Consider the following 8,559-nt stretch of genomic DNA (forward strand, 5'->3'; position numbering starts at 1 on the left):
TTCCACATCCCTTCCCGCAAGCGGGCCATAGGTCTGGGAGTTGGGGTTACGGCGTCCCCTGCGATGCAAACCGCATGCTCTGGGCAGCTCGGCAAGTGGGAGCCATCCCACAAGCTGAGAAAGACCCCCCTGGCAGAGCGCTGCGCGGAAGCAAGCTATAGCCGTGGGGAGAACATCAAGGAAGACCTGTCTGAGACCTTCCGCTGCAAGGGAGATGTCTGCGCCGGCAGCGCTCTGGATCCCGGAAGGAAGCTGTAGGCTGGATTAGGTTCTCGATGCAACGGGCCGAGTTCGACCAACCTTGACTGCTACTGATTGGGGATCCCGGCGCAACTTGCCTGAGCAAATCGGCTCGATGCAGGGGCCATGGGTTTTGATCTGTGGCTACCACGGCTACGGCAATGCCGGCGACGAGGCGTTGTTGCTGGCCCTACTGCGGCAACTCCAGCAGTTGTCCGGCCCTGTACAGCCGGTGGTGCTCTCTCCTCGCCCCGCGGAAACGGCTGCCACCTATGGGGTACTGGCCTGCCCGCGCTTCGATGGCTGGGCTTTGCGGCGCTATCTGAGGCAGTCTCAAGCTTTTATCTGGGGTGGGGGCAGCCTGCTGCAGGATCGCACCAGTTGGCGCAGCCCCCTCTACTACCTGGGACTGATGCTCTGGGCCCAGCGGCGGGGGCTGAAAACCTTGGCCTGGGCCCAGGGGATCGGGCCGTTGCAGCGGGGCTGGATCCGCGAGCTGGCCCGCCGCGCTCTAGCAGGTTGTACAGCCATCAGCGTGCGCGACGCCGTTGCTTCTCAATGGCTGCGAGCCTGGGGGATCCCCCATCAGGTGGCCCCGGATCCGGTTTGGGGCCTGCCCTCCAAAACCCTGCCGGAGTGGGAAAGATGGCCTCAGCCCCGCATTGCCGTGGTCTTGCGGCAGCATCCCCAGCTCACTCCAGCGCGATTGGAGATTTTGGCTGAGGGCCTGAGACGCCTCCAGGCTGCCACCGGAGCTTATCTGCTTTTGCTGCCCTTCCAACTGGCTCCGCCTGGATCCCCCGACCTGGGGCCAGACTACCGCTTGGCGCAACGGCTGCAACAGCGCTTGCCCGGCCACAGCCAGGTGTTGGAAATTCGGGATCCCTATCTTTTAAAGGGGGTCTTTCGGGGGGTGAAATTGGCAATTGTGATGCGCTACCACGGCCTGGTGATGGCGGCAGCCGAGGGCTGTGCCTGCTTTGGCCTCAGCTACGATCCCAAGGTGACAACGCTGCTTGAGGAATTGGGCATGCCCGGCTGGGATCTCGAGGCGATCCCAGAGGATCCGGAAGCTTTGCACCGGGCTTGGTTGGCCTGCTATGCCGATGGGCCGGCCCTCGGCCCTGACCAAGTGGCCGTTTGGGTGGAGCGATCGGCCCAGCACGCCCAGTTGTTGAGGCAGCACCTCCACTGGCAAGCAGCGGGGAGTTGAGAGCTCCTACCCTGTTGACCGAGACAATGGCGGCCTAGGCCCCGCCCTTCAGAGCTTGGAGTGTTCCCCGCTGCCAGTGTGGATTCAGGCAGCCGTCCTTGTCGAGATTCGCTCTACCCTGGGAATAGGGTGCCAAGCCAAATCCCCTCCCATGAGTGCCGAGATTCAACCCTGTACGCGCCAACAGATCCTGATCGGGATGGGCCTGACCAGCCTGATCGCGGCGGTGATCGCCGGCCTCTGGATCTGGCTGGGATCCCTGCGCGTGCCCTTCCGTTGGGATCCGCTGGCCGTTGCCTGGGGAACGGCGCTGGGGCTGGGGGTGGCGCTGCTCAGCTGCGGGGCTTACTGGCTTTGGCCGGCCTATCGCCGGGCGGCTTCCGCCTACTTGCACCTGGTGGCGGATCCCCTGCAGTGGTCAGATATCTTCTGGGTGGGGGTGCTGCCGGGCTGGAGCGAGGAATGGCTGTTTCGCGGCGTGCTGATGGGATCCCTGGTGGCCAGTCCCTTGGGGTGGACGGGCGGGATCCTCTTGAGCGGCCTCTTGTTTGGGGTTTTGCATTGGCTGGGATGGCAGGGTTGGCCCTATGCCGTCTGGGCCAGCGCCGTGGGCGTCCTCCTGGGGCTGGGCGTGTGGCTGTCGGGAAACCTGCTGGTGACCATCGTCGCCCATACTCTGGTTAACTGGATTGGGGTTTGCCTTTGGAAATGTTCCGCCTTGCCAGCCGAATCCTGATCGCGTCAGCGGGCCGTAGGCCTTTCGCGTCAGCGGGCCGTAGGCCTTTCGCGTGAGCGGGCCGTAGGCCTTAGTTGCCGACGTCGCCGCCACCAATTCCCCCTCTCCCTCTGGGGCCGGGGGTGAGGAGAATTATCTCGATGCCAAGCCGAGGGATGTTAAAGCCTTTGAATTGGATTTTGGGATCCTTCCCGGGGCTGCAGGTGGGGCGATCCTTGCTGCTTATTGGCCTGGGGGTGTACGGCTACCTGCTCTGGCTGGGCTGGTTTCAATCGGAGCGGCTGATCTTTTTGCCTCGCCCCGCCAGCTACCAGGATGGGGATGCCATTTTCAAGCTCACCACCGCCGATGGCCTGCAGATTTCGGCGGTGTATTTGCCCAACCCCGAAGCCACCTATACCCTCCTCTACAGCCACGGCAACGCCGAGGACTTGGGAGATATCTTGCCGCGCCTGGCTGGCCTGCAGCAGGGGGGGTTTGCCGTCTTGGCCTACGACTACCGCGGCTACGGCACCAGCGAAGGGATCCCTTCCGAAGCCGGTGCCTACAAGGACATTGAGGCCGCCTACGCCTATCTGGTGGAGCAGGGGATCCCGCCGGAGCGGATTTTGGTTTACGGACGCTCGGTGGGGGGCGGGCCCTCGGTTTACTTGGCAGCCCAAAAGCCGGTGGGGGGTCTGATCCTGGAATCGACCTTTGTAACTGCTTTTCGCGTCTTGACCCGCATCCCGCTGCTGCCTTTTGATCGCTTCGACAACCTCAGCCGCATCGCCCAGATCAACTGCCCACTGCTGATTTTGCACGGCACCCAGGATCGCTTGATCCCCTTCTGGCATGCCGAAGCCCTTTACCAAGCGGCACGGGATCCCAAGCGTTTGGTGCCCATCGAGGGAGCCGATCACAACAATTTGCTACAAGTGGCCGGGGAGCGCTACCTGCCCATCCTGCACCAATTTGTGGCCGAGCTGGTGGATCCCGAGCATCCTTTCTCCAAGCAGCCGGCTAAGTAGCGATAAACACAGTGTTATGATGTCCCTGTTTTGTTAGCTAAGACCCAGAGGGTACTGGTTACAGAAGCAGCAAATCCAGGCGACTCTTTTGCCCTGGGCTTTCCCGCTGCTTTTATTCGCTGTTGGTTGACCGAAGAAGGCGGTTTTCAAGGCCATGCTTCAGGAGATTCTCAGCTTCCAACTGCTGGGCAACCCCCTTTGGAACTACCTGCTGGTATTTTTCATCTTTGTAGTCGGGATCTTCGCCATCCGCACTGTGTTGCGGGGCTTGGTTCTCCGAACCTTGGCAGGTTGGTTCTCTAAACTCAGCGGGATCCCCGGCAATACTCCTATTCAACTAGTAGAGCGCTACCTGATCCCTTTGCTCTACCTGGCTCTGATTTACGTCTGTTTGAGCAGCCTAAATTTGGCCACCGTCCTGCGGCAAACTCTGGACATCCTGGCCACTGTCGTTGGCACCTACTTGGGCATCAATCTCCTCAGCGCCAGTGTAGAGTATGCTCTGCGCATTTACCTGATGCGCAAAAAAGGCGATGCCACCACCGAGCAAAGCTTGCTGTTGCTCTCCCCTCTGATCCGGGTGGTGTTTACCCTTATCGGTATCTTGTTTCTGCTGGAAAATCTGGGTTTTGATGTGGCAGCACTGGTGGCCAGCTTGGGCATTGGCGGTATAGCCATTGCTTTGGCGGCGCAAGGAGTCTTACAGGATCTGTTTGCCTATATCTCTATTTTGATGGATCGGCCTTTCGAGATTGGGGATTTTATAATTTTGGGCGATTTTATGGGATCCGTAGAGTACATCGGCATCAAAACCACGCGCCTACGCAGCTTGGGCGGAGAGCAGATCGTGATGGCCAATACCGATATCACCGGATCCCGAATTCGCAACTACAAACGTATGCAGCGGCGGCGGGTGGTTTTTGGCTTTGGCGTTGTTTACGAAACTCCCCCCGAAAAGCTGCAGGCCATTCCAACCTTGGTGAGACAAATTATCGAAGCCGAGCCCAACGCCCAATTTGACCGCGCCCACTTCGCCGCCTACGGAGATTTCAGCCTCAATTACGAAGTGGTTTACTACGTGCTCAGCCCAGACTACAACCTCTACATGGATGTTCAGGAGCGCATCAACTTGGCTCTGAAGCGAACTTTTCAGGAACAGGGAATCGAATTTGCCTACCCAACGCAGTTGCTCTACCTGAGCTCGAAGCAGCAGGGTGCCCTCACCAACCTCTCTTAGTCCTCTCTTAGTAAAGAAGTGGGATGGGAATGGGGCTGCCGGCGGGTTTTCAGATAGCTCCTTGACCCATCAGTTCTTGCAACAGGTTCTGCGCCGTTCCCATAAAGCGCATCACGTCAGGATGATGGCTCCAGATGGGGTCGCTTTCGGGGAAAACCTCCAGCGAGAACATGCTCTGCACGGCTCGCAGATAAGGCAGCAGGACGGTGTAGCTGGCCGGGGTGAGCTGAAAGCGCAGCGCCTCATCCAAAAGCTCCAGCATCTGCCGCACCAGCTTCCACTCCACCTTCAAAGGAGGGTAGAGCATCACACACAGGGGAAACAGCTCTTGTTGGACAGCCGCCACACTGCCTTCCAGGACGCAGAGGCCCAAGTACACCTGGAACATCTCCACATCGCGGATGCTGGAAATCCGCACCTCCAGATCCGTCAAGGGGCCGCTTTCGCAGCGATAGCCTGGGAAACGCTGCGCCACCTCAGCACAGATGGACTCTGCCACGCTGGTAACCAGAGGCAAGAGCTCTTGCACGGCAGCCAGGGGGGCGGAAAAGGTATCGCCTGCATGGGCGGCGGCACCCTCGTACATCCTCTGGAGGGGCATGTAGAGGTGGTCGTCCATGACCTTCAAGTAGGGGTGGAAGAGGCCGCGCTCTTGAGGGGATAGGGCTTGCAAGACCATTTGCCCCGTGTAGTGGAATTGCATACTTAAAAAGCCCAGCACCCGCGGATCCCGTTCGCTGTAGCGGGCCCTCAGCCGGCCACAGAGCGGCGCGATCTGCACCGAAAAGCGAGCCGGCGAGAGGCCCTCCCCACAACTTTCCGCTGCCGCCTCAAATAAATCCCGAGAATCCTCGGCAATTTGCCAGGGATCGATCAAGTCCGGATCCAGCCGCTGCTTGGGTATTTCAGCAGCCAAGAGCCGCTCTGTCTTGGCCCAGGCCTGGGAGCTGGCAAAGCGCAGGGATCCCTTCACTTTGTCGGCCAGTTGGGCGCCCGGCAGCTCGCCCAAGGCCGCCTGCGCCCGCAGCTTGTCTACATATTTTTGGGCCCACAGGGTGGCCAAGCTGCAAGTTGTAGCTGTTTCTGCACTTCCCATCGATCCCACGGCCTCGCCCGAGAAGCTAGATTCTGTTACCTACAATACCCTTAGCACGTCGCCGTTGCAGCCTGTAAACAACTTACAGAATATTAATTCCCCCGCAACAATCGTTTACGTCGGGAAAGGGCACTCCCCCTAGCCGGCAAGTTGGCAACACCTTAAAATATCCTAAAATCCGCTCGGAAAAGTGGAGTTTTTGTGGCAGAATAGACTGTAGATCGATCGATGGCAAGGATCCGGATCCCGGCCTCACCGGACTGAACTCTTTACTGAGGAGAAAGAGCGTATGGCTCTCCGACTTGGCGATACAGCTCCCAATTTTACGCAAAAGTCCACCCACGGCGAAATTGACTTCTACTCCTGGGCCGGGGATAGCTGGGTAGTGTTGTTTTCCCACCCTGCCGACTACACGCCGGTCTGCACCACCGAACTGGGCACCGTTGCCAAGCTGATGCCCGAATTTGAAAAGCGGGGGGTGAAGGTGCTGGCCCTCAGCGTGGACGATGTGGACTCCCACCTGGGCTGGGTGAAAGACATCGAGGAAACCCAGAACGCTATCGTGAACTACCCCATCTTGGCAGATGTAGACCGCAAGGTCTCGCAGCTCTACGGCATGTTGGATCAAACCAACCTTAACCAAGAAGGGCTGCCCTTGACGGTGCGCTCGGTTTTCGTTATCGATCCCAACAAGAAAATCCGCCTCATCCTTACGTATCCGGCCAGCACGGGCCGCAACTTCGACGAGCTTTTGCGGGCCATCGACGCTCTGCAGTTGACGGATAAGTACAGCGTCGTCACCCCTGCCGACTGGAAAGATGGCGACGACGTCATTATCCCGCCTTCGCTGCAGGATCCTGAAGTGCTAAAAGAAAAGTTCCCGAAAGGTTACAAGGAGCTCAAGCCCTACCTGCGGCTCACCCCTCAGCCCAATAAGTAAGTCCACCCCCCTTGGCAGGAAGGGATCCCTTCTCCGCCGAAGCCGTGATTCCTTTCTCTGGATCCCCGCCGAGGGGATCCTTGACTTTATGGTTCTTTAAACCCGCCTAAGACGGTTTCGGAGGGCGCTGCGCTGGCCTAGGCGAAACCTCCTCTTCTGGGAGAGAACGATCGCCGGTGGGGTTGGGATCGAGTTGGGCGGCAAGTTTAGGCTTCGGGGAAGGAAGCTGCTGCTGTTTCGGCCAGCCTCTCCACTGTAAAGTAGCGATGGAACTTATCCGTCACCCGCAACCAGGGGGAGCGGCTGCCTTCTTTGCGATAGCGGGTCACAAAGCCCTTTTCCACCAGCTCTGCCACGTGTTGGTAAGCGCCCTGACCGCGCAACTCCACCAAGTCAGCTTGCGAGAGGGGGCCACGTAGAACGATGGTTGCCAAGGTACGGGTGGCGCCCACCCCGATTTCAGGGGGCAAGAGCTGGTTGGCCAGCTCCAGAAAAGGCTCCCGCAACTGCAGAGCAAACCCCTCCTCCACCTGCAGCACCTCTAGGGCAGAATCGCGGTGGGCGTAGTCTTCCATCAGCTCCAACAGCGCATCGTAGGCCTCCTCGCGGCTGCAGTGGGCCAACTGGGCCAGCGTCGATAGGGCCAACGGCTGTCCCTTCAGGTAGAGGATTGCCTCGATCTGATTTTTCAGGGCTAAAAGACGCCCCCCTCCTATCTCTGGCCTGGAATCTGAAACCGACTTGGAACGACGCGAGGGCATAGCGACAAGGGATCCGCTAACCTGTCCCGTAGCATAGCAGCAGTTGCAGACTGAGGGATCCCTGCTGGGGCGGCCTGGGCCAAGGCGAGCGTTGCTATGCTAAACCATGGCAGGGTCTGCTTTCTCGCCCATCGCGCTACTCGGTGCGGAGTACAATTGCACAGCCTGAAGCCAATTGCGTAGCATAAATAGGGTTTGGGGATCCCAGAGAATTGGAGAGGTGTCCGAGCGGTTTAAGGAAGCAGTCTTGAAAACTGCCGTGGTTCACGCCACCGTCGGTTCGAATCCCACCCTCTCCGTTGCTTTTCCGTTGCTTTATTGAGTAACCCACAATGCTGTTCGGCGGATCTAGCCCCCTACCACGCCCCTACTCCTAGATAGGCCCTTCTACGCCTATCTAGAGGTTGGCTATCTCTTCGACGTAGCCGACCGACTGAGGGCCAGGGCCCAGGGCAAACCGCTGCCAGCGGGGCACAACCCGGAGCCCCGAAACATCAGCTTCATCTACCGGACAGAGGCAGGCTGGAAGCGGGTGGTGGTGCAAAAGGACAACAAGCTGCAGCTCTACAGGCCCAGGGAGAATTGACTGGAAAAGTGGCCTCTGGCATATTACAGGGCAACCGCCAGATCAAGTAGAGCGCAATGCACACGCCGAGCTGGAAGCCCCACCCAATCCTCAAATATGAGCGGAGTGACTGCTATCCCTATATAGTTCTTCCCACCCCCATCAGCCTGCAACTGAGCGGGCCAGAACTGCCCCCTCGCCCCAGAGAACCTGAGCCACCTCAACTACCCCCTCGACCAGTCAAGCCGCAACTACCAGAGCTCCCAACCCGTGTGATGGACAAGCTCCAGGCTGCCCTGTCAACTGGAGCTGGAGTCGTTGCCCTAATTGCGCTGATTATTGCTGAGGCTCCATTCTTTCTAATCTTGGCAGGGATGGCTGGTGTGGCCACCTTAGCCCGCTTCTTATACGAATCCTGGACTTATGAAGAGAGAATGGAAAAATACGAGAGAAAAATGCAAAGTTACAGCCTTTTAATTTAAAATAGGGTACAGGTATTCAAGAGGAAGGAGAGAAAGGAATGCCGACTCATTCTTTGGATTTGCGGCAAAGAGTTGTAGCAGCCTACCAGGCAGGTAACACCTCCATCCGCCAGGTAGCTAAACGCTTCATGGTGACCAAAAGAACAGTACACCGCTGGGTGCGACAGTACCAACAAACTCAAGATTTAGCCCCTAAGAAAGCAGGCACCAAGCGAGTGGGCATTTTGGAACAACATCGGCAGGAAGTGATGGCAATTATTACAGAACACCCAGACTTCT

General features: G+C 58.5%; 9 protein-coding genes and 1 tRNA gene. 8 read left to right on the forward strand and 2 right to left on the reverse strand.

Translation table 11 applies throughout. The annotated features are described in order from the left end of the window. Positions 1 to 301 precede the first annotated feature (301 nt). The 4 genes from csaB (at position 302) to SYN63AY4M2_RS07450 (ending at position 4,436) form a co-directional block, all read left to right on the forward strand. Positions 302 to 1,453, forward strand: a complete 1,152-nt coding sequence (csaB, locus tag SYN63AY4M2_RS07435; RefSeq protein ID WP_228375377.1) for a polysaccharide pyruvyl transferase CsaB — start codon at positions 302 to 304, stop codon at positions 1,451 to 1,453. A gap of 151 nt (positions 1,454 to 1,604) precedes the next feature. Next, positions 1,605 to 2,189 (forward strand): CPBP family intramembrane glutamic endopeptidase, encoded by a 585-nt coding sequence (locus tag SYN63AY4M2_RS07440; RefSeq protein WP_011431623.1) that lies wholly within the window; start codon positions 1,605 to 1,607, stop codon positions 2,187 to 2,189. Positions 2,190 to 2,356: 167 nt separating this feature from the next. After that, positions 2,357 to 3,199, forward strand: coding sequence for an alpha/beta hydrolase (locus SYN63AY4M2_RS07445; protein ID WP_346426052.1), 843 nt, complete (start codon positions 2,357 to 2,359; stop codon positions 3,197 to 3,199). Positions 3,200 to 3,353: 154 nt separating this feature from the next. After that, complete coding sequence (locus SYN63AY4M2_RS07450; protein WP_011431621.1) at positions 3,354 to 4,436, forward strand: mechanosensitive ion channel family protein; 1,083 nt, start codon at positions 3,354 to 3,356, stop codon at positions 4,434 to 4,436. A 49-nt stretch (positions 4,437 to 4,485) separates the two neighbouring features. Here the strand turns inward: SYN63AY4M2_RS07450 and SYN63AY4M2_RS07455 are convergent, their stop codons facing one another. Continuing rightward, on the reverse strand, positions 4,486 to 5,532 hold the full coding sequence (locus tag SYN63AY4M2_RS07455) for a hypothetical protein (protein ID WP_099834729.1): 1,047 nt from the start codon (positions 5,530 to 5,532) through the stop codon (positions 4,486 to 4,488). A 289-nt stretch (positions 5,533 to 5,821) separates the two neighbouring features. Between SYN63AY4M2_RS07455 and SYN63AY4M2_RS07460 the strand changes: the two genes are divergently transcribed. Further along, a complete protein-coding gene (locus SYN63AY4M2_RS07460; protein ID WP_011431619.1) occupies positions 5,822 to 6,472 on the forward strand; it encodes a peroxiredoxin in 651 nt (216 codons plus the stop codon). A 206-nt stretch (positions 6,473 to 6,678) separates the two neighbouring features. On the opposite strand, the gene scpB is transcribed toward SYN63AY4M2_RS07460, so the two are convergent. Then, complete coding sequence (scpB, locus tag SYN63AY4M2_RS07465; RefSeq protein ID WP_011431618.1) at positions 6,679 to 7,233, reverse strand: SMC-Scp complex subunit ScpB; 555 nt, start codon at positions 7,231 to 7,233, stop codon at positions 6,679 to 6,681. 214 nt (positions 7,234 to 7,447) lie between these two features. Between scpB and SYN63AY4M2_RS07470 the strand changes: the two genes are divergently transcribed. From SYN63AY4M2_RS07470 to SYN63AY4M2_RS07480, 3 genes are all read left to right on the forward strand, one after another. Then, positions 7,448 to 7,532, forward strand: a tRNA-Ser gene (locus SYN63AY4M2_RS07470). Between the two features lie 541 nt (positions 7,533 to 8,073). Continuing rightward, positions 8,074 to 8,280, forward strand: coding sequence for a hypothetical protein (locus SYN63AY4M2_RS07475; RefSeq protein ID WP_099812680.1), 207 nt, complete (start codon positions 8,074 to 8,076; stop codon positions 8,278 to 8,280). Between the two features lie 38 nt (positions 8,281 to 8,318). Next, positions 8,319 to 8,559: helix-turn-helix domain-containing protein (locus SYN63AY4M2_RS07480; RefSeq protein WP_143597432.1), on the forward strand; the 241-nt coding region annotated here is incomplete at its 3' end.

The sequence above is a fragment of the Synechococcus sp. 63AY4M2 genome (genome assembly GCF_002760475.1).
Taxonomy (GTDB): domain Bacteria; phylum Cyanobacteriota; class Cyanobacteriia; order Thermostichales; family Thermostichaceae; genus Thermostichus.

What these genes read in the sequence shown, in the direction of transcription:
- scpB (WP_011431618.1), bottom strand. Translation starts at nt 7,233, where the DNA reads ATGCCCTCGCGTCGTTCCAAGTCGGTTTCAGATTCCAGGCCAGAGATA.
- SYN63AY4M2_RS07450 (WP_011431621.1), top strand. Translation starts at nt 3,354, where the DNA reads ATGCTTCAGGAGATTCTCAGCTTCCAACTGCTGGGCAACCCCCTTTGG.
- SYN63AY4M2_RS07440 (WP_011431623.1), top strand. Translation starts at nt 1,605, where the DNA reads ATGAGTGCCGAGATTCAACCCTGTACGCGCCAACAGATCCTGATCGGG.
- SYN63AY4M2_RS07475 (WP_099812680.1), top strand. Translation starts at nt 8,074, where the DNA reads ATGGACAAGCTCCAGGCTGCCCTGTCAACTGGAGCTGGAGTCGTTGCC.
- SYN63AY4M2_RS07455 (WP_099834729.1), bottom strand. Translation starts at nt 5,532, where the DNA reads ATGGGAAGTGCAGAAACAGCTACAACTTGCAGCTTGGCCACCCTGTGG.
- SYN63AY4M2_RS07460 (WP_011431619.1), top strand. Translation starts at nt 5,822, where the DNA reads ATGGCTCTCCGACTTGGCGATACAGCTCCCAATTTTACGCAAAAGTCC.